The sequence below is a fragment of the Microbacterium sp. RURRCA19A genome (assembly GCF_900156455.1).
GTDB lineage: Bacteria > Actinomycetota > Actinomycetes > Actinomycetales > Microbacteriaceae > Microbacterium.
The window spans coordinates 175,170-195,821 of the sequence record NZ_FTNQ01000002.1; the positions used below are offsets into that span (position 1 = coordinate 175,170).

At 72.4% G+C, this 20,652-nt stretch carries 17 protein-coding genes; 8 read left to right on the forward strand and 9 right to left on the reverse strand.

From position 1 onward, the window contains the following. Positions 1–104: 104 nt before the first annotated feature. Positions 105–947 carry a helix-turn-helix domain-containing protein gene (locus tag BW982_RS08785; RefSeq protein WP_139327384.1) on the reverse strand — a complete coding sequence of 281 codons (843 nt, stop codon included), beginning with the start codon at positions 945–947 and terminating at the stop codon, positions 105–107. Between the two features lie 216 nt (positions 948–1,163). Here BW982_RS08785 and BW982_RS08795 point away from each other — a divergent pair, with 216 nt between their 5' ends. Beyond that, positions 1,164–2,423 (forward strand): hypothetical protein, encoded by a 1,260-nt coding sequence (locus BW982_RS08795; protein ID WP_139327385.1) that lies wholly within the window; start codon positions 1,164–1,166, stop codon positions 2,421–2,423. Between the two features lie 18 nt (positions 2,424–2,441). Here BW982_RS08795 and BW982_RS08800 read toward each other — a convergent pair whose 3' ends face one another. The 5 genes from BW982_RS08800 to allB form a co-directional block, all read right to left on the reverse strand. After that, a complete protein-coding gene (locus BW982_RS08800; RefSeq protein WP_076492335.1) occupies positions 2,442–3,719 on the reverse strand; it encodes an allantoate amidohydrolase in 1,278 nt (425 codons plus the stop codon). Continuing rightward, on the reverse strand, positions 3,716–4,963 hold the full coding sequence (locus BW982_RS08805) for a pyridoxal-phosphate-dependent aminotransferase family protein (RefSeq protein ID WP_076492338.1): 1,248 nt from the start codon (positions 4,961–4,963) through the stop codon (positions 3,716–3,718). Before BW982_RS08805 ends, BW982_RS08800 begins: the two co-directional genes overlap by 4 nt. A gap of 334 nt (positions 4,964–5,297) precedes the next feature. Then, positions 5,298–6,911 carry an AtzH-like domain-containing protein gene (locus BW982_RS08810; RefSeq protein WP_076492340.1) on the reverse strand — a complete coding sequence of 538 codons (1,614 nt, stop codon included), beginning with the start codon at positions 6,909–6,911 and terminating at the stop codon, positions 5,298–5,300. 333 nt (positions 6,912–7,244) lie between these two features. Further along, positions 7,245–8,375: an acetamidase/formamidase family protein gene (locus tag BW982_RS08815; protein WP_076492342.1), complete on the reverse strand. Its 1,131-nt coding sequence runs from the start codon at positions 8,373–8,375 to the stop codon at positions 7,245–7,247. A gap of 2 nt (positions 8,376–8,377) precedes the next feature. Continuing rightward, positions 8,378–9,706 (reverse strand): allantoinase AllB, encoded by a 1,329-nt coding sequence (gene allB, locus BW982_RS08820; RefSeq protein ID WP_076492345.1) that lies wholly within the window; start codon positions 9,704–9,706, stop codon positions 8,378–8,380. A 550-nt stretch (positions 9,707–10,256) separates the two neighbouring features. Here allB and uraD point away from each other — a divergent pair. From uraD to hpxO, 3 genes are read left to right on the forward strand one after another with little or no spacing between them, the layout of a single operon-like run. Next, the gene (gene uraD, locus BW982_RS08830; RefSeq protein ID WP_076492350.1) at positions 10,257–10,772 is read left to right on the forward strand and encodes a 2-oxo-4-hydroxy-4-carboxy-5-ureidoimidazoline decarboxylase; all 516 of its coding nucleotides are present in this window, start codon (positions 10,257–10,259) and stop codon (positions 10,770–10,772) included. Continuing rightward, positions 10,769–11,089, forward strand: coding sequence for a hydroxyisourate hydrolase (gene uraH, locus BW982_RS08835; RefSeq protein ID WP_076492353.1), 321 nt, complete (start codon positions 10,769–10,771; stop codon positions 11,087–11,089). Before uraD ends, uraH begins: the two co-directional genes overlap by 4 nt. Before the next feature lie 8 nt (positions 11,090–11,097). Beyond that, positions 11,098–12,282 (forward strand): FAD-dependent urate hydroxylase HpxO, encoded by a 1,185-nt coding sequence (gene hpxO, locus BW982_RS08840; protein WP_076492356.1) that lies wholly within the window; start codon positions 11,098–11,100, stop codon positions 12,280–12,282. A gap of 243 nt (positions 12,283–12,525) precedes the next feature. Here hpxO and BW982_RS08845 read toward each other — a convergent pair whose 3' ends face one another. Further along, on the reverse strand, positions 12,526–13,050 hold the full coding sequence (locus tag BW982_RS08845) for an adenine phosphoribosyltransferase (RefSeq protein WP_076492359.1): 525 nt from the start codon (positions 13,048–13,050) through the stop codon (positions 12,526–12,528). Positions 13,051–13,195: 145 nt separating this feature from the next. Between BW982_RS08845 and BW982_RS08850 the strand changes: the two genes are divergently transcribed. Both BW982_RS08850 and BW982_RS08855 read left to right on the forward strand, forming a co-directional pair. Continuing rightward, complete coding sequence (locus tag BW982_RS08850) at positions 13,196–14,875, forward strand: glycoside hydrolase family 13 protein (RefSeq protein ID WP_076492362.1); 1,680 nt, start codon at positions 13,196–13,198, stop codon at positions 14,873–14,875. A 27-nt stretch (positions 14,876–14,902) separates the two neighbouring features. Next, positions 14,903–15,895: a LacI family DNA-binding transcriptional regulator gene (locus BW982_RS08855; protein WP_076493598.1), complete on the forward strand. Its 993-nt coding sequence runs from the start codon at positions 14,903–14,905 to the stop codon at positions 15,893–15,895. A gap of 151 nt (positions 15,896–16,046) precedes the next feature. On the opposite strand, the gene BW982_RS08860 is transcribed toward BW982_RS08855, so the two are convergent. Further along, positions 16,047–17,237 carry a DUF4190 domain-containing protein gene (locus BW982_RS08860; protein WP_076492365.1) on the reverse strand — a complete coding sequence of 397 codons (1,191 nt, stop codon included), beginning with the start codon at positions 17,235–17,237 and terminating at the stop codon, positions 16,047–16,049. Positions 17,238–17,300: 63 nt separating this feature from the next. Beyond that, a complete protein-coding gene (locus BW982_RS08865) occupies positions 17,301–18,494 on the reverse strand; it encodes an NAD(P)/FAD-dependent oxidoreductase (RefSeq protein WP_076492368.1) in 1,194 nt (397 codons plus the stop codon). 339 nt (positions 18,495–18,833) lie between these two features. Here BW982_RS08865 and BW982_RS08870 point away from each other — a divergent pair, with 339 nt between their 5' ends. Continuing rightward, the gene (locus BW982_RS08870) at positions 18,834–20,048 is read left to right on the forward strand and encodes an amidohydrolase (RefSeq protein ID WP_076492373.1); all 1,215 of its coding nucleotides are present in this window, start codon (positions 18,834–18,836) and stop codon (positions 20,046–20,048) included. A gap of 45 nt (positions 20,049–20,093) precedes the next feature. Continuing rightward, complete coding sequence (locus BW982_RS08875; RefSeq protein ID WP_076492378.1) at positions 20,094–20,588, forward strand: hypothetical protein; 495 nt, start codon at positions 20,094–20,096, stop codon at positions 20,586–20,588. Positions 20,589–20,652: the final 64 nt, after the last annotated feature.

Below are 20,652 nucleotides of genomic sequence, written 5' to 3' on the forward strand. Positions count from 1 at the left end.
GTGCGGGATCTGTGGACCGCGGCGACGTTCCGAGTGACAGCCGTTAATCCTGGTTAGCGGCCATAACCTGGAATAGCGGCCGCGTTGGTCCCGATCGAGGGCCATCAATGGCGGGTGTCCCGCTCCCGCTTCGCCCGCAACAGCGCACGCGCGGACGGGAATCCCGACCGCCGCGCGATCTCGGGCGTCGGCAGCCCGGTCGCCGCCAGGGCGTCGGCGAGTTCGAGGCGCCGCGCCCGCAGCGCGGCGCTGGGCGTCCGACCCTGCCGCGCGAACACCCGGGCCAGGTACTGCCGCGACACCTGCAGCGCGTCGGCGAGCTCTTCGACGGTGAAGGCCGGATCCTCCGCGCGCACGGTGAGCAGCCGCATCGCGGCGGCGAACGTGGCCTGGGCCGAGCGGAAGCCCGCGGCCGTGGCATCCGGTCGTCCCGCGATGAGCGCGGCGCACAGGCTCTCGATCGCGTGTCCGAGCGCGGACTCGGCGGCGATGCTCAGCCGGTGGTCGCCGTTGAGGATCGCGTTCACGGTGGATGCCAGCGCCCGCCACGCCGGAGAATCGTCGGCGCCCGGCAACCCGGCGGGTTCGTCGAGCAGTCGCGCGGCACCGACCTCGATGCGCGCGGTGGGCTGACCGGACGCGGCGCGCACGAGAGCGGCATCCGGGTAGACGAGGGCATCTCCGGCGGCGAGGTCAGAGGCGGAGCCCGCGACGTCGATCACGAGCGACCCCTCGGCCTGCAGCACGAGCGTCGCCCCCGTCCGCGGCATTCCCGCCGGCACGATCGTCAGCGCGGTGTGCCACAGGCGCCGGATGACCACGCCGGCGACCTCGGCCTCGTCGACGATCAGCACGGTCGGGCTGCCGGTGGCGGGCGTGGCCACGAGGGAGCGCTGCGCGAACCAGTCGACGACCGCGGCCCCCTCGGCGCGCATGTTCCGGGTCATGCGGTTCCGTTCTCGGGAGGTGTCGCTCCAGCGTCGCGGCCCTTCGTCCGGGTTCTCACCGATCGCGGAATCAATCACCCGCAGGTTCATTCCTGTCGACTCCTGGATGCCACGTGGGCCAGCGCGTCCTCACCCGAAACGGCCAGGACAACCCCCGCTTGGCGCGCGCGGAGGTGCGCCCGAATGCTGGCGAGACCCGAACCCGAAAGGCCTCCCATGTCGCACGACATCGAGCAGCACACCCCCTCGCCCTCACCGACCCGGCGCACCGTCCTGACCGGCGCCGCGTGGTCAGTTCCCGTCATCGCCGCCGCGAGCCTCGCGCCCTTCGCCGCCGCCTCGGGCACTCCGGTGCTCGCGTTCAACCAGGCCTCGTACAGCGGCACCGCCTGCGGAACGATCACCGGCGCCTCGGTGTCGGTCACCACCAATGGCACCGCCACCGCGGGCGTCAGCGTGACGACGACGCTGAGCGGCGGGTACACGTTCGCCGGTGGGTCGGCCTCCTACACGGGGGTGAGCGATGGGAGTGGGAAGGTGGCGCTGCCGGCGATCAATGTGCCGAGCGTTGGGGGAAGCGGGACAGCAAGTGCCGTGAGTGGCGCGGCATCAGCGGGCTCAAGCCTGACTGCCCCCGCTCAGGAGAACGTGGTCTGGCAACAGCCCAATGGCACCCAGACCACTTACGCATTCCCCGCAGGAACGAAATCGGTCGGTGACCAGACATACCTCACCCCCACCGGCGAGCTCTACCTCGGCCAATCCGCACTGATCGCCTCCGACGTCACCTCCGCCAGTGCACAGGCCTCCCCCGGCGTCGGGTGGTACATCACCTACGTCCGCAGCGACGGCACGGCTGGCTGGCGGGAACCCGACGGTACCGTGCACAGCTACACCTTCCCCGCCGGGACGAAGACGGTCGGCGACGTCAACTACCTCACCCCCAGCGGCGAGCTCTACTTCGGCCAATCCACATTGATCGCCTCCAACGTCACCTCGGCCAGCGCACAAGCGGCACCCACCCTCGGCTGGTACATCACGTGGGTTCGCAGCGACGGTACCGCCGGCTGGCAACAGCCCAACGGAACTGTGCAAACCTTCACGTTCCCCGCCGGAACGAAAACGGTCGGCGATCAGACCTACCTCACCCCCACCGGCAACCTCTACCTCGGCCAATCTGCACTGATCGCCTCCACCGTCACCTCAGCCAGCGCACAAGCCGCACCCGGCCTCGGCTGGTACATCACGTGGGTTCGCAGCGACGGTACCGCTGGCTGGCAACACCCCGGCGGAGCACAGAACAACACCTTCCCCGCGGGAACGAAGACGGTCGGTGACCAGACTTACCTCACCCCCACCGGCGACCTCTACCTCGGCCAATCCGCACTGATCGCCTCGAACGTCACGTCCGCCAGCGCACAAGCCGCACCCAACCTCGGCTGGTACATCAACGCTGTGCGAAACCCCACCTGCTGAAAGCGGGGGAGCGACCCTCTAACCCCGCTCCGCCCCTAACCCCAGCACCGCCTCGGCGAGTGCCCGGATCCCCGCCGCGACATCGGCGGCGGAGACGGCCTCGTCGGGGTGGTGACTGATCCCCTCGGGGTTGCGGAGGAACAGCATCCCCACGGCGGTGATCGCCCCGATCGACATGGCATCGTGCCCCGCACGACTGAACAGGGTCGGGGCGTCACCGCCGATCCCGTCCCGCACCACGTCCTGCAGCAGCGGCGCACAGAACACGGCCGGCGCGGAGTGCACCTCACGCGCCCGCCACCGCAGACCGCGACGGCCCATGATGGCATCCAATTCCGCGGAGATCTGCGACCACGTGTGGTCGCGGGTCTCGTCGAACTCGCCGCGCAGGTCGAGCGAGAACACGGCCTCGCCGGGCACGACGTTGACCGCCCCCGGGAACGCCTCCAACTGACCCACCGTGCCGACGATGTGATGCTCGGCGCGGCAGATCCGCTCCACCGCGAGCGCCGCCTCGCTCGCACCGAGCAGCGCGTCGCGGCGCATGTCGTACGGGGTGCCGCCGGCGTGCCGGGCCTCGCCCTCGACGACCAGCGAGAAACGCCGGGCCGACGCGATCGACGACACCGCCGCGAGCGGGAGTCCCGCGCGGTCGAGCTCGGGACCCTGCTCGATGTGTGCCTCCAGATACCCGACCAGTTCGTCGGGCTTGCGCGCGGCCTCGCCGATGCGGCCCGGATCGAGGCCGAACTCGCGGAACGCCTGCCGCAGGGTCGAGCCGTCGGCATCCGTCAGGTCCCACCACGACGGATCCCACTGCCCGGCCACCGCCGACGACCCCAGCAGCGCCTTGCCGAAGCGGGTGCCTTCCTCGTCCGAGAACGCGATGACCTCGAGCGCGAACGGGAACGGACTGGATGCCACGCCCTCGTCGTCCACGCGACGCACCAGCCGGACGACCTCGAGCGCCATCAGCACACCCACGATGCCGTCGAAGCGCCCGGCATCCGGAACCGTGTCGAGGTGCGAACCGAGCATGAGGGCGGGGGCGTCGCGGTCGCCGCCGGGGGCGAGGCGACCGACCTGGTTACCGGCCGCGTCCTGGCGGGTCGACATGCCGAGCTCGCGCATCCACTCGGCGGCGAGGCGGTTTACCCGCGCGTGCTCGGGCGAGAGGTACACGCGCTCGATGCTGCCGGGGGTCGCGGTGACGCGGGCGAGCTCTTCGCAGCGCCCCATCACCCGGCGCGCGGCCGACGCGAGGCGCTCGGGCGCGACCTGGAGCCGGGTCTTCATCCCGCGGCCCCGGCCGGAACGGCGGCCCCGTACACGCCCTGCGCGGCCTCGACGCCACCGCCCGCGGCGACCGCCGCGCCGTGTCGGCGCAGCACCGTCTCGAGCGCGGCGAGCGTGGTGAGCACGGCATCCTTCCGGGCGTTGTAGCCCATCGTGCCGATGCGCCACACGCGTCCGTGCAGCGGGCCGAACGAGGTGCCGATCTCGATGCCGAAGTCGTTCAGCAGCTCGGCGCGCACCGCGTCGCCCACGACCGCGTCGGGGATCTCGACCGCGACGACGTTCGTCATCTTGTGCGCGACATCGCCGAAGACGGTGAGGCCGAGGCCCTCGACGCCGGCGAGCATCGCATCGCCGTGCAGCCGGTGCCGCGCGATCACGGCATCCCGGCCCTCGAGCAGCAGCACCCGCGCACACTCCCGCGCGCCGTAGAGCATCGTGGTCGCCTCGGTGTGGTGGTTGAGGCGCCGCGGGCCCCAGTAGTCCAGGATCATCGCGAGGTCGAAGTAGTTCGAGCGGATGAAGTCGGATGCCGAGGCATCCCCCTCCTCCCGGATCCCCGCCTCGACCCGGGCACGCGAGCGCACCACCTCGACGGCGCGGTCGGACAGGCTGATCGGCGCCGAGCCCGAGGGGCCGCCGAGGCACTTCTGCAGGCCCGCGGTCGCGGCATCCAGTCCCCAGGCATCCATCTCGAACGGGTTGCCGCCGAGCGAGGCCGTGGCGTCGGTGTAGAACAGGGCGCCGTGGGCGCGGCAGATCTCGCCGATCTCGTCAAGCGGCTGCAGCATCGTGGTCGACGTGTCGCCCTGCACGCACGCGACGAGGTGCGGCTTCACCCGCTCGATCGCCTCGCGGATCGTCGACACCGGGAACACCTGCCCCCACGGCACCTCGATCGTGTGGACCTCGGCGAGCGCGCGCTCCGCGATCTCGGCGAGGAGGTGGCCGAAACGGCCGAAGACGGGGACGAGGACGCGGTCGCCGGGGCGGATCAGCGACACCATCGCCGCTTCGATGCCCGCGCGGCTCGTGCCGTCGATGAGGAGGGTCGCGTCGTTCTCGGTGCCCCAGACCTGGCGATACAGCTCCTGCGTCTCGTTCATCGTGGCCGTCATGAACGGGTCATACTGCCCGACGAGCGGGGCCCCCATCGCGCGCAGCACGCTCGGGTACGCCGAAATGGGGCCGGGCCCCATCAGCAGACGGGCGGGCGGGTCGATCGGGCCGGGGAGGTGGGTCATCTTGGCTCCGTGGTGCGGGGGTGTGGCTTCGGGTGGGCGGGGGCGGTGCGACGCGGTGCGGACGCGCGGGCGTGCGAAACTCCTGAAACTCCGGCCGCGGATGCCGTTGACGCAGGCCCCGCGGCGAGATCGCGCCCGAATCTCAGAAGTTTCGCCCAGGACGACCGGCCGCCGTCGAGCGCGGACGCGCGACGGGCGTCGCACAGCGACCGGCGGGCGGGAGCGGGCGAAACTCCTGAGAAAAGGGCGGCGGATGCCACCCGGGGGCGGCCCGACGCCTTCTGGAGTCGGAAAGTCAGGAGTTTCGCGCGGCCGGGCGACGGGGCGACGCGGGTCATCGGCCCACCCCCGCCCCGACCAGCGCAGCGAGGCGGCGCGCCAAGCGGACCAGCGCGATGTCGGTACCGGCGCGCGACACCAGGCAGACGCCGACCGGCGCGCCGTTCACCGTGAGCAGGGGCACCGAGATCGCCGGAAGCCCCGCCGCCGCCGCGGGGGCGGTCATGCGCAGGGTCGCCGCGCGGACGGCATCCACATCCGCCGTGCGCAGCGGGGCGGGGCCGGGCACGGTCGGGAAGATCAGCACGGCGCCGTCGACGAGCTCGGCCAGGTGCGCCGCGATCGGCTCGAGGTCGTGGCGCGCCGCGGCTTCCTCGGCGGCGGTGATCTGCGACGCAGCGCGGAAGCGCTCCGCCACGGCGGGACCGACGGCCCCGGGGTGCGCGCGCAGCCACTCGCCGTCGTTGCGCCAGGCCTCCGCGCCCTGGACCGTGCGGAACGCCGTGAAGGTGGCATCCAGGTCTCCGGTGTGCACGGCGCGGAACGGCGGCGGATCATCGGATGCCGCGAGCGCGGCGAGCAACCGCGAGAAGGCGGTGCGGGTGTCGGTTTCGACGCAGTCGAGGATCTCCTCGGGCACGAGGAACCGCCACGGCAGGTCGTCGCCCGAGGCTCCGTACACGTTCTCGGTCGAGGCGGAGCCGTCATAGCTGAGGCACCAGTCGGCGACCCGCTGCAGCGTCTCGCCGTCGCGGGTGAGCCAGCCGACCGTGTCGAACGACTGCGCAAGCGGCAGCATGCCCTGCCGAGGGACGAGATCGTGCGTCGTGCGCAGACCCCAGAGCCCCTGATACGACGCGGGCACGCGGATCGAGCCGGCCGTGTCGGTGGCGAGACCGATGTCGGCGTGGCCGAGGGCGACGGCGGATGCCGGTCCGCTCGACGAGCCGCCGGGCAGGGCGCCGACGACGGCGCCGTTCGGCGGAGTGCCGTAGTGCACGTTGTCGCCCGCGATCGAGTACGCGAACTCGTCGGTGCGGGCGATGCCGCGCAGCGACGCTCCCGCACGGAGCAGGTCGGCGACGGCCGGGGCGGTGACCTTCTCGGGGCGCGCCTCCTCGAGGAACGTCGGGTTGCCCGCGCCGATGCGGAATCCCGCGATCGCGAAGAGGTCCTTGACCGCGACGGTGAGTCCCGCGAGCGGCCCCTCCCACGCGCCCTGCAGAAACGGATCGCCGACGCTGCGCCAGATCGTCCGGTCGAGCGCGGGCGTCCGCGGGGTCACGTGGGCCGCGACGATGCGCCACCGCCCGTCGATCCGCTGCCACACCTGCGTCTGCAGCCCGCGCCCGCCGCCGCGGAACGCCGAGACCGAGACGAGGAGAGCGACGTCGCCGTCGGTGCTGTCGGCCTCCGGGCCGAACTCCCCGCCGCGGGCGAGGGGGCGGTAGTGCACCTCGGCGATCTCGCGCGGAGGGACGCCGCCGCGGAGCGCACGGAAGCCGCTGATCGCGTCGTGTCCGACGAGGAGACCCGCGGTGTCGCCGCGGAGCGTGTCGTCGCCGGGGGCGAAGAACGCGTCGAGGGCGTCGAGGTCGTTCGCGACGATCGCCCGTTCGTACGCGTCGAAGGCCTCCCGCAGGTCGGCCGGGATCGTGGCATCCGTCATCGCTCGTCCCTCCCTTTGCGATCGAGTGTCCAGGACACGCCGTATGCGACCCGCGCGATGCGGCGTGTCTTGGACACTGGCGCGGGAACGGCGCGGCGCGGCGAGATGCCGGGCGCGACGCCGGCGGCATCCGCGGCATCGGCGCGGGCGAGCGCGGCAGCGAGAGCGGGACTCACCGGGTGTCTCCCTCGGTTTGGGGGCGTTCGAGACGTCCGTGAGGAGCGAGTGTCCAGGACACGCCGCGTGCGGCCCGGCCGATGCGGCGTGTCTTGGACACTGAACCGGCGGCGGCCTCGGCACGGGCGGCGGCGGTGATGGCGGCGCCGGCGGGACTCACGCGGCACCCCCGGGCTCGGCCACGCCACCCAGCGGCACCGGCTCCACTGCGGGAACCGCGGCGAAGTCGGCCTCGCGGATGCGGGCGTGGACGCCGGACACGATGTCGACGACCTGCGAGATGTCGAAGTCGGTCGCGGCGCTGAGGTACGCGTACGCGAGGTGCTCGTCCATGCCCCAGCGGCCCCCGAGGAGCGACAGCGACGCCCGGACGCAGGCGCGCATCGCGGCATCCAGGTCGGGGTCCATGCCGGTCGGCACGAGGTACTCGGGGGTGCGGGCGAGCGGGCCGGTCACGTCGCCGAACGCCGCGCGGGCGGCATCCGCCGGGATCACCTCGAAGCGCAGCGTCGCCCGGAGCGAGGCCTCGAGCGCGGTCAGCGCGACCTCGCCGTCGCCCTGCGCGAAGTGCGGATCGCCGACGTACGCCAGCGCCCCCTCGACCTGCACCGGGAGGAACAGCATCGTCCCCGCGACCAGCAGGTTGATGTCGATGTTTCCGCCGTGGGGTCCGGGCGGCACGGAGTGCGGCCGCTCGTCGCCGGCGACCGCGACGCCCATCGTGCCGAGGAACGGCGCGAGCGGGAACGCGACGACCGGCTCGCCGCCCTCGACGACGGGCAAGGTCCCGTGCAGAACGCCGTCGCGCTCCGCCACCGACGCGAAGACGCTGACGTTGTGCTCGCCGCGGGGCAGTTCGCCCACGAGCGCCCCCTTGCCGTGGCGGCTGGAGATCACGCCGTACGGCACGCGCGGCGCGAGCGCCTCGACCGTGATCTTCAGCAGATCGCCGGGGTGCGCGCCGCGCACGTGCACGGGCCCGACGACGACGTGCGGGCCGTCGGCCATCACGTCCCGGGGAACGGATGCCGCGATCTCGATCGCGTCATCGAGCACCTGCTCGGGCGGAACACCGTGTGACGCGAAGTACGCCGCCGGGTCCTTGCCCTGGTCGTCGAGGATGCCCTCGTGGCTCACGGTGTCGAATGTCACGGTCTCGCCCGACGCGATCTCGAGCACCGCCGCATCCGTCGCACAGGGGAGGCGTCCCCACAGCACGGTCTCGGGCGTCGCGCGGACGTAGTGGTCGCCGGGGATGGGTCCGACGCCGGGCTGAAGAATGATCATGCTCACGCCTCGACCACCGTGGTCACGAGCTCGCGCCCCGCGCGGAGCGTCACCGGTTCGCCGCGGCGGAACACCGACTCCCCGCGCAACCACGTCTCGCGCACGACGCCGGTGAGCGTCTGCCCGTGCCACGGCGAAACCGGGTTGCGGTATTCGAGGGCCGTGGCATCCACGGTGAATTCCTCATCGGGAGCGAACGCCACGAGGTGGGCCGGGGCACCGGGGGCGATGACGCCGAGGCCCGGGAGCCCGGCGATGCGCGCGGGTCCGGTGGTCAGGAGCGGGAGGAGATTCTCGAGCGGGATGCCACGCCCCCGCGCCGCGGTATGGACCGACGACAGGCCGGTCTGGAGTCCCGCGATTCCGCCCCAGGCCAGGCCGAAGTCGGGGTTGGACTTCAGCTCCACCGTCGCGGGCGAGTGGTCGCTGACGATGGCGTCGATGGTGCCGTCGGCCACCCCCGCCCACAGCAGGTCGCGGTTCGCAGCTCCCCGGATCGGCGGGCAGCACTTGAACGCTGCGGCACCGTCGGGCACCTCGGCGGCGTCCAGCGTGAGGTAGTGGGGGCACGTCTCGACGGTCAGCCGCACGCCCTCGGCCTTCGCGGCACGGACGTCGTCCAGCGCCTCACCGTCGGACACGTGCACGATGTGCGCCCGGGCACCGGTGCGGCGGGCCGCGTCGATCACCCGGCGGATCGCGGCCCGCTCGCTCGCGGGTGGGCGGCTGGCCTCGAAGTCGGCGTAGCGCGGACCGAGGGCGCCGTCGGCGTGCAGGTGCGCCGGATCCTCGGCGTGCACGATCAGCAGCCCGTCGAATTCGGCGAGCTCGGCGAGGCAGGCCTCGAGCTGCGCGGCATCCAGGTGTCCGAACTCGTCGATGCCGCTGGGCGAGAGGAAGCACTTCACCCCGACGACACCGGCGTCCGCCAGCGCGCGCAGCGACCCGAGGTTCTCGGGGACCGCCCCACCCCAGTACGCCACGTCGACCGCGAGCTTGCCGACGGCGGCGGCGCGCTTGGCATCCAGGGCTTCGGGAGTCGTCGTGACCGGCGAGCTGTTGAGGGGCATGTCGACGACGGTCGTCACGCCCCCGGCCGCTGCGGCGGCGGTGCCGGTGGCGAAGCCCTCCCACTCGGTGCGGCCCGGTTCGTCGAGGTGCACGTGCGAGTCGACGAGGCCCGGCAGCAGCACGGCGTCGTCGGGCAGCACGCGGTCGGCCATCGGATCGAAGACGGTCACGGCCGCGATGCGACCCTCGTCGATGACGACGGTCGCGGGGACGAAACGCCCGTCCACGAACGTGCGGCGGGCGGCGATCCTGGTGCTCATGCCGATCACGCTAAAGGCCCCGCGTTTCGCCGATGTAACCGTCATCAACATTTGTGGGAACACTCGGCCCGGGGATGAGGGGGCGGGGGCCGGCGGGGCAGCGGGGGCTGGCGGGGCAGCGGGGGCTGGCGGGGCAGCGGGGGCTGGCGGGGCAGCGGGGGCTGGCGGGGCAGCGGGGGCTGGCGGGGCAGCGGGGTCGAGTTGGGGCGTGGTTCGTGGCCCCGGGGCGCCAGACGTGGCCCCGGGGCCACGAAGCGGCGCTGCCGAAACCCCGTCCGCACCCCGCGCCCCGGCGGCGAAGCCCTCGATGGTGGCGACGGCAACCGACCCGGTGCCCGCGCGGCCCGTGCCGAACTCCGGAGTTTCGGCACCACCCGGCCCGCGAGGCCCCGGATTTCCGGCATCCCGCACGATTTCTCCGGAGTCCGGCACGCGGCGGGTCCCGTCGAGGGCGCGGGAGGGCGGGCGCATCACCCAAATGTTCCCCACAGCAACATCGCGGACACATCCCGCCACAGCCCCGTAACGCAGCACGCCTAGCGTGAGCAGCATGCACCTGAGCGCCTTCCACGCGGCCTCGCCCGCTGACGCGGCGGAGGTCGTGCGCGTCTGGGCCGACATCCCGGGGTGGGTCGACGCGGTCGTCGCCGGCCGCCCCTACGCCGACGTCAACGCCCTCGCCGCCTACGCCGGAGACCTCGCCGCCGCCTGGTCGCCGGCGGATCTCGCGCACGCCCTGCACGCCCACCCCCGCATCGGCGCGAGAGTGTCGGGCGAGAACGCCGAGGCCGCGGCATCCCGGCGCGAACAGGCCGCGATGAGCACCGCGGCCGACGACGACGTCGCCGCGATCGCCGCCGGCAACGCCGCGTACGAGGAGCGGTTCGGTCGTGTCTTCCTCATCCGCGCGGCGGGGCGCACGCCGGGTGAGATCCGCGCCGAGCTCGAGCGACGCCTCGGCAACACCCCCGACACGGAGACCATCGAGGCGACGCGGCAGCTCGCCGAGATCGCGCTGCTGCGCCTGCGCGGCAGCGTCACCGACGCCCCGGAGGGCACGGAATGACCCACCTCACCACCCACGTCCTGGATGCCGCGACCGGCACGCCCGCAGCCGGCGTCGCCGTGACGCTCGCCCACCTTGACGGCGCGACGATCGACTCCGCCGAGACCGACGCGGACGGGCGCCTCGCCCTCGGACCCGACCGGCTCGACGACGGCGACTACGCGCTGACGTTCGGTACAGGCGCGTACTTCCGCGCGCGGGGGGTCGCGTCGTTCCACCCCGTCGCGACCGTCGCGTTCACCGTGTCGGGCGACGCGCACCTGCACGTGCCGCTGCTGCTGAGCCCGTTCGCCTACTCGACCTACCGCGGCAGCTGAGGAGAGCCATGAAGGTCATCGTCATCGGCGCCGGGGTCGGCGGAACCTCCGCCGCCCTCGCGCTGCAGAAGCTCGGCCACGAGGTCGTCGTGTACGACCGCATGCGCGAGAACCGCCCCGTCGGCGCCGCGCTGTCGCTGTGGTCGAACGGCGTGAAGGTGCTCAACTGGCTCGGGCTCGGGCCCCAGGTCGCCGCGCTCGGCGGCCAGATGCACGACATGGCCTACTACGACGGCCACACCGGCGACGAGATGTGTCGGTTCTCCCTGGCATCCGTCACCGCCCAGACCGGGCAGCAGCCCTACCCGGTCGCCCGCGCCGACCTGCAGGCGCTGATGATGGATGCCGTCGGCTCGACCGACATCCATCTCGGCATGCAGCTGGTCGGCGTCTCCGACGACGGCGACACGGTCACCGCGACCTTCGCCGACGGCTCGATCGACACAGCGGATCTGCTCATCGGCGCCGACGGGGCCCGCTCGCTCGTACGCGACTACGTCACCGAGCCCACCGGCATCCGTCCCGAACGGCGCTACTCCGGATACGTCAACTACAACGGCCTGGTCCCCGCCGACCCGCGCATCGGACCGCCGCACCAGTGGACGACCTACGTCGGCGACGGCAAACGCTGCGCCGTGATGCCCGTCGCGGGCGACCGGTTCTACTTCTTCGTCGACGTTCCCGGACCCTCGGGCGAGACCCCCGACCATATGCAGGCCCTGGAGGATGCGTTCGGCTCGTGGGGCGCCCCGGGAGTGCGGGCGCTCCTGGATGCCATCGACCCCGACGCCTCGCTCAACCGCGTGGAGATCTGGGACATCGACCCCTTCGACACCTGGGTGCGCGGGCGCGTGGCGATCCTCGGGGATGCCGCGCACAACACCGCCCCCGACATCGGTCAGGGCGCGTGCTCGGCGCTGGAGGACAGCTTCGCCCTCGGCATCGTGTTCGCCACGACCACGCTCGGCGTCGAGGACTCGCTGAAGCGCTACGAGCGGATCCGCACCGAGCGGGCCGGTGACCTCGTGCTGCGCGCCCGAAAGCGGGCGCACGAGACGCACGCGTTCGACGTCGAGGCCACACAGGCCTGGTACGACGGTCTGCGCCGCGAGGACGGCACCGGCGTGATCCGCGGCATCGTCGGCAACATCGAGGGCAGCCCCGTGGAGCTCGGCGCGAGCGTCTTGGGCTGACGCGGGGGGCGGCGGCGCCGGCGATCCAGTGTCCAAGACACGCCGTATCGGGGGCCCGCGGAACGGCGTGTCTTGGACACTCGACGTTGTGCGGCGCCGGAGGGCGGCGCGCTCGGAACCGAAGCCGAAGGTTCAGTGTCCAAGACACGCGGATGCCACGACCCGCGGTCCGCGTGTCTTGGACACTCAACCGGATGTGCGCAGTACCGACGAGACCCGCGTGAGTCGGACGCCGCGCCGGGGTCAGACGTGGAAGATGCTGTGCACGTCGCCGCCGAGCACCTGGCGGCCGCCGAGGGCGTCGATCTCGAGCAGCACCGCGGTGCCGGTGACCTCGCCGCCGAGGCGGGCGACGAGCGCACGGCCGGCTTCGAGGGTGCCGCCGGTGGCGAGCACGTCGTCGAGCAGCAGCACCCGGGTGCCGTCGGCGATGTCGTCGTGCATCTCGATCTCTGCGGTGCCGTACTCGAGCGCGTACGAGACGGATGCCGCGGGCCGCGGCAGCTTGCCCGCCTTGCGGATGGGCACGAGCCCCACGCCCGCCGCGACGGCGGCGGCTCCGGCGAGCAGGAACCCGCGCGCCTCGATGCCCGCGACCACGTCGAAGCGGCCCGCGAACGGCTCGAGCAGCGCGTCGATCGTGGCGCGCAGGGCCGTGGCATCCGCCAGCAGGGGCGTGATGTCGCGGAACATCACCCCGGGCTCGGGGTAGTCGGGGATGCTGCCGATCAGCGATTCGGCACGGGCGAGGGCGGAGGCGTCGGGCACCCATCCACCCTAAACGCGCGGCACCGACCCCACCGAGTGTCCAGGACACGCCGTACGGCAGCGGGCGGATGCGGCGTGTCTTGGACACTCGGCAGGGAAACCGGCCCCTCGCCACGCTGCAAGCGCTTGCACTAGGTTGTACCGCATGACTTTCACGCAGCAGGACGCGCGCCCCGAACTCGAGTCCGCTCCCGTTTCCGAGTGGTGGCGGACCGCCGTCATCTACCAGATCTATCCGCGCTCGTTCGCCGATGCATCGGGCGACGGCCTGGGCGACCTGCCCGGCGTCACCGCGCACCTCGACGACCTGAAGGAGCTGGGGGTGGATGCCATCTGGCTCAGCCCCTTCCAGCGGTCGCCGCAGAAGGACGCAGGGTACGACGTCGCCGACTACCGCGACGTCGACCCGATCTTCGGCACGCTCGCCGACTTCGACGCGATGCTCGCGGGCGCGCACGAGCGTGGCATCCGGGTGATCGTCGACCTCGTGCCGAATCACTCCAGCGATCAGCACGTCTGGTTCCAGGAGGCGCTGAAGTCCGCCCCCGGAAGCCCCGAGCGCGCGCGGTACATCTTCCGCGACGGCGCGGGCGAGAACGGCGAACTTCCCCCGAACAACTGGGAGAGCGTGTTCGGCGGCGGCATGTGGAAGCGCGTGACCGAGGCCGACGGCACGCCGGGGCAGTGGTACCTGCACATCTTCGACGAGTCGCAGCCCGACTTCGACTGGACCAACCCCGAGGTGCGCGCGGAGTTCCGCGACATCCTGCGCTTCTGGCTCGACCGCGGCGTCGACGGCTTCCGCGTCGATGTGGCCCACGGCCTCATCAAGGCTGCGGGCCTGCCCGACTTCACGCCCGACCCCGAGGGCGGATCCATGGGCGGCGACGCCGCCGGCGTCCCGTACTGGGGCCAGCCGGGCGTGCACGAGGTGTGGCGCGAGTGGCACGAGGTGCTCGCCGAGTACGACGGCGACCGCGCCCTGTGCGCCGAGGCGTGGCTCCCCACCGTCGCGCAGACGGCGCTGTGGGTGCGCCCCGACGAGATGCACCAGGCCTTCAACTTCCACTACCTCGAGACGAAGTGGGATGCCGAGGCGCTGCGCGCCGTGATCACGGAATCACTGCACGAGTACGCGGCCGTCGGCGCACCGAGCACGTGGGTGCTGTCGAACCACGACGTCGTCCGCCACGCGTCGCGCCTGGCGCTCACGGCCGAGAACCCGCAGGGTGCGGGCATCGGACCGAAGTCCCCCGGCAAGCCCGACCCGGTGACGGGTCTGCAGCGCGCCCGCGCCGCGACCTCCCTGATGCTCGCGCTGCCCGGCTCGTCGTACCTGTACCAGGGCGAGGAGCTGGGCCTCCCCGAGGTCATCGACCTGCCCGACGACGCCCGCCAGGACCCCACCTGGTTCCGCACCGAGGGCGAGCGCTACGGCCGCGACGGTTGCCGCGTCCCGATCCCGTGGACCGCGGACGCCCCCGCCTACGGCTTCAACGACACCGGAGCGGCCTGGCTGCCGCAGCCCGCCGAGTGGGCGGAGCTCGCCCGTGACGTGCAGCGCGAGGACCCGGCATCCACCCTGTCGCTGTACCGCTCGCTGCTCGCCGAGCGCCGCGCGCACGGTCTCGGCGCCGGGTCGCTGGAGTGGCTCGACGGCTACGGCGACGACGTCGTGGCGTTCCGCAACGGCGCCGTCACCGTGATCGCCAACCTCGGCGACACGGCGGTCGAGCTGCCGGACGGCGACGTCGTCGTCGCCAGCGGACCGTGGGAGGGCGCCTCGCTCCCGACCGACACGACCGTCTGGATCGCCGCGGCCTGAGCCGTGGCATCCCGGATTCGCGAGACCGTGGTCGGCATCGACGAGGTCGCCCGCCGGGCGGGCGTGTCGACCGCCACGGTCTCGCGAGCCCTCAGCGGGCGCGGACCCGTGTCTCCCGTCACCCGGCAGCGCGTGCAGACCGCCGCGGACGAGCTGGGGTACGTCGTCTCGGCGGCGGCGTCGACGCTGGCGACCGGCCGCGCACGGGCGATCGGGGTCATCGTGCCGTTCCTGGACCGGTGGTTCTTCAGCACCGTGCTCGCGGGGATCTCGGACGCGCTCGTCCGGCGCGGCTTCGACATCACGCTCTACGGCGTGAGCGCGGCGGCCGAGGAACGGCACCGCGTGTTCTCCGACAACATGCGCCGGCGTCGCGTCGACGGCATCATCACGATCGCGCCGGAACTCGACGCGGAAGAGACCGAGCTGCTCCGCGGCCTCGGCGTGCCGATCGTCGCGATCGCCGGCCCCAACCCGCTGCTGACGACCCTCACCGTCGACGACCACGCCGTGGGTCGCCTCGCCACCCGGCACCTGCTCGAGCTCGGCCACCGCCGGATCGCCCACATCGGCTCGCACGGGACGAGCGGATCCTCAGTGCCGGCGCTCCGTCGCCGCGGTTTCGCCGAGGAGATGGATGCCGCGGGCGCGGCGCCCTCGTTCGCCGACGCCGACTTCACGATCGAGGGGGGATCGGCCGCGGCGCGGCGCCTTCTCGAGGGCGACGACCGTCCGACCGCGATCTTCGCGGCCTCGGACGAGATGGCGATCGGTGCCGTGCTCGCCGCCCGGGAGGCCGGGCTGCGTGTTCCCGAGGACGTCTCGATCATCGGCGTCGACGGCAACGACCTCGGCCGCTGGTTCGGACTCACGACCGTCGATCAGTTCGCCCGCGGCCAGGGCGAGCGGGCCGCCGAAGCGGTGCTCGCCGACCTCGACGGGGCCGCCCCCGCCCTCCGACGCGGCACGCTGCCGTTCGCGCTGCTTGAACGCGGGTCGACGGCGGCACCTTCGCACTGAGGCCGTGAGGCGGGCGCGGGGTCGGGGCCACGGCATCCCCGCACAACTCCGGCATGTCGCGATCCGCCCGACGGACCGACGCGCAGGGATGCCACAGCGCAGGGGTTCTGGGCGGCTCACACCGCGCGCGAGCGGAACGAGACGCGCGCGGTCAGCGCTGGGAGGCCGCCAGCGATCCCGTCGTCTCTCCGGCGGGATCGAAGATCAGGCAGAGGAGCTCGCGGTCGCCCTGCGCCCAGGTCTGCTCGGTCGGCGAGACGTACGAGTAGTCGAGGGTCGAATCCGCATAGGCGATGCCGACGAAGGCGTCGAACTGCGCGCCGCACCGGTCGAGGGCCTCGGTCTGCAGCGCCGCGTCACCGGGGAAGACGCCGTCGTCCAGCAGGAACGACTGGAACACCTCGTACGTGTGAGGCTGCGCGCAGTCGAGCACGTTGTCGCTGGTGATGAACCCGCTCGCCACGTCGTCGAGGCACGACCCCACCGGGAGCGCGAAGGACTCGTCCGGCTCGGCGGGCGCTTGCTCGCTCGGCGGTACGAACGGATCCATCGGTGAACCCGCGCCCGACGAGGATGCCGCGCCGAAGGCGAAGAGGGCGAAGAGGGCGATCGCGCCGAGGATCGAGAGCACCGACATGACCGCGCCCACGACGATGCCGCCGATCGCGAGGCCACGCCCCTTCTCGCCGGTCCGCTTGACCTGCGCGAGCGCCACGGAACCGGCCACGATGCCACCGATCGGGACGACGAAGCCGAGCACGAGGGCGATGATCGCGACCGTGTTCGTCCGCGGCCCGGCACCGGGGACCGGAGCGGGCGCGCCGTAGCGGACGCCCGGAGGGACCGCCGCGTAGTCCGCCGGGGGAGCGGTGGGGGCGGGATAGCCCTGTGCCCCGCCCTCGGCGAACGGTCCCGCGGGAATGGCATACGTCGCGTCCGCGTCGGGCGTGGGCGAGGGCGCCGGTGCGCCATCGGGCACCGCACCCTGCAGGACACCCTGCTGTGCGAGCCGCACACCCGACAGGTGCGCGGCTTCGCGGACGACGTCGCCCGCCTTGGCGGCACCGACGGCACCGCCCTTGAAGAACCCGCCGACCGTCGAGTGCTCGAACGCGGCCAGGGTGCTTCCGGCATCCTCCGTGAAGTGCACGTCGAAGCGCACATGCATGTCCTGACCCGCGAAGGCGCCCGCGACGATGGTCGTGCCCAGGCTCCCCCGCGTGACGTCGAGCGATCCGCTCGCCGTCGGCTGCACGCTGAAGCCCTGCTCGACCAGCGTCGAGGCGACGGCGTCGCGTGCGCGGTCGAGCGGAAGAAGAAGTCGCAGTTCTGCGGTCGCCACGGATACCCCCTGGTCTCGTCACCCTGAAGGTGAGCTGGCAGCGTCCAGGCTATCGCCCGGCTCTCATCGGATGCGCCCCACGAGATCGTCAGCGGTCAGCGAGTCGGCCTCGGCGAGCACGGCGCGGGCGGCGTCGCGGGCGTCCTCGACGTTCCACAGGAGGACGCCGACCACCCGATCGTCGTCGAGGTAGTAGACGACACCGCGGTCGGCGTCGATCCAGTCCTCCACCGTGTCGAGCGAGGAATCCAGCGTGCCGACCGCCTCGTACCGGATGCCGAAGACCGCCGAGTAGTAGTAGGGCGTGTGGGTGTAGGGCTCCCCGGCGCCGGCGAGGTTCCGCCCGACGGCGCCGCCCATCTCGTTCGCGTTGTCGACGTGCTCGACGCGCCGGCGGCCGAGCAGCCGGTCGGGGTAGCTGGCCACGTCGCCCGCGGCCCACACATCGTCGGCCGAGGTCCGCAGCTGCGCGTCGACCACGACCCCGTCGTCGACGGTGATCCCGGCGGCCTCGGCCAGGTCGGTCGCGACCTCGATGCCCAGGCCGCTGACCACGGCATCCGCGCGCACCTCGTCGCCGCCCTCGAGCGTCAACCGGATGCCATCGGCATCCGCCTCACCCCCCTCGACCTTCGATCCCGCGACGATCTCGACTCCAGCGTCGCGGAAAAGCTTCTCGAACCGCTCCGCCAGCGCGGGCGGGAACACGGCGTCGCCGAGAACCGCACCGGTGTGCACCAGGACCGTGTCGACCCCGTTCCGCACGAGGGCGGCCGCGAGTTCGGAGCCGATGTACCCGCCGCCCACGACCGCGATGCGTGCGACCTCCTCGGACAGGGCGCGCAGCCTCCGATAGTCCGCGGCCGTACGGAAGGTCAGCGCCCGCTCGCCGCCGGACCGGTCGTCGATCGGGAGCGGCACGGGGTGGCCGCCGGTGGCGAGGAGCAGCTTCCCGTACGAGAACGACTGGCCGTCGGCATCCACTTCGTGATCCTCGGGGCGGACCGCCGTCGCTCGCGTGCGCAGCCGGATGTCAGCGCCGGTGTCGTCGGCGGTGCCGAGCGGCACCTTCTCCCACGTGAACTCGTCGTCGGTCCACAGCTTCTTGCTGAGCGCGGGACGCGTGTAAGGCTCGTCCACATCGTCGCTCAGGATGCCGATGGACCCGTCGGCGTCGAGCTCGCGGATCCCGCGGGCGGCGGTGTCGGCGACCATCCCGCCGCCGATGATGAGGTAGTCGAAGTGTGTCGTGGCCATGCGGCCAGCCTCGCCGCCGCGGGACGCCGCCCGAGGCGGCTGGACAGGGGACGTGGCATCCGGTAGCGGGTCGCGTCGGCGTCGAGCGTCCAAGACACGTCGAGTGTCCAAGACACGCGGATGCCACTCGCCCGCGTCCGCGTGTCTTGGACGCTGAACCGCATCGAACGGCACTTCGCCCGCTCGAGCGTCTCGTGAGGAGATTCAGTGTCCAAGACACGCCGTATGGCGCGGGGCGGATGCGGCGTGTCTTGGACACTCGACCAGGGGACCGACGCCCAGCACGACGCCGAGACGCCGCACGGGACACCGCCACCCGCGACGCATAGGCTCGAAGGCATGAGCGTCGACCTCGAAAGCCTGTACACCGACCTTCACACCCACCCCGAGCTGTCGTTCCAGGAGACGCGGACCGCCGGTGTCATCGCACGGCACCTCGCGGGCCTCGGGCTCGAGGTCGAGGAGGGCGTCGGCCGTACCGGCGTCGTCACGCGGATCGACAACGGCCCCGGCCCGGTCGTGTGGCTGCGGGCCGACATGGACGGTCTGCCCGTCGAGGAGCAGACGGGCCTCGCCTACGCGAGCACCGCGCGCGGCACCGACCCGGCCGGCAACGCCGTCCCCGTGATGCACGCGTGCGGGCACGACATGCACGTCACGGCCCTGATCGGGGCTCTCGAACGCCTCGTCGCCACCACCGCGGAGTGGTCGGGCACCGTCGTGGCGGTGTTCCAGCCGGCCGAGGAGTACGGCGCCGGATCCCAGGCGATGATCGCCGACGGCGTGCTCGACCGGTACCCGCGCCCCGACATCGTCCTCGGTCAGCATGTGACCCCGCTCCCCGCCGGCACGATCGGCGTGCGCCCGGGTACCCAGATGGCGGCGTCCGACGGGCTCACCGTCGTGCTGCACGGCCGCGGCGGACACGGCTCGCGGCCCCACTCCACGATCGACCCCGTCGTCATGGCGGCGGCCACCGTCATGCGCCTGCAGACCGTCGTCTCGCGCGAGGTCGACCCGCGCGACGTCGCCGTCGTCACGGTCGGCTCGATCCACGCGGGGCTGAAGAACAACATCATCCCCGCCGAGGCGAAGCTCGAACTCAGCCTCCGCTACCCCGACGACGCGGCCCGCGCACGGGTGATGAGCAAGGTCGAGCGGATCATCCGCGCCGAGGCCGAGGCATCCGGAGCCGAGCAGACCCCGACCATCACGACGGATCACACCCTGCCGCCCACCATCAACGATCCGGATGCCACCTCCCGCCTGACCGCGGCCTTCCGTCGGGCGTTCGGCGAGGGCAGCGTCGTCGACCCGGGCATGTTCACCGGCAGCGAGGACGTGTCGTGGTTCGCGCGCGAGTCCGGCGTCCCGCTGGTGTTCTGGTTCTGGGGCGGCGTGGATCCGCAGACGTTCGCGGATGCCGTGGCCGGCGGCACGGTCGAGCGCGATATCCCGACCAACCACTCGCCGTTCTTCGCCCCCGTGATGCAGCCCACGATCGACCGCGGTGTCGAGAACCTCGTGGTCGCGGCCCGGGAGTTCCTGGACTGATCGCTGCGCCCGTGTGAGGGTGGAAGGAACCTCGGGGGGCCATCCATGACCATCACGCAGAACGAAACCGACGAGAACGCGCTGCTTCCGGGCGCCGAGATCGTCGTCGGCATCCGGTCGCTCCTGATCTGGGCGATCGTGGCGGCGACGATGCTGGCGGTGTTCCTGCGGGGCTCGATGGGCAGTTGCTCGGGCGGCATCACCGGCAGCGGCGGTTTCCTCGACGTCGACGGGCGGCCGACCGACGTCGCCCCGATGTGCGGGTCGGTCACGATGAGCGCGAACCCGCTCGTGTACGGCGCGATCGCCCTCATCGTCGTGCTGTCGCTCACCCGGATCCTGGGCCGCGCCGGCACCGTCGCGCAGGCGCTGCGCATCCTGAACAACGCCCGCATGGTGATCGTCGTGCTCACCCTCGTCACGTTCGTCGTGGGGTACTGGGCGATCACGACGCTCCGCGTGGAGGACTGGAACAACTACTCGATCCTCGCGCCTTTGCCGTTCGCGAGCTTCGACATCTCGACGCACCCGATGGGCTGACCGCCCCGTCGGCGCCGACGCTGGTCCGCGAGACCGGTGGGGGCGACCGGTAAGGCCGCCCCCA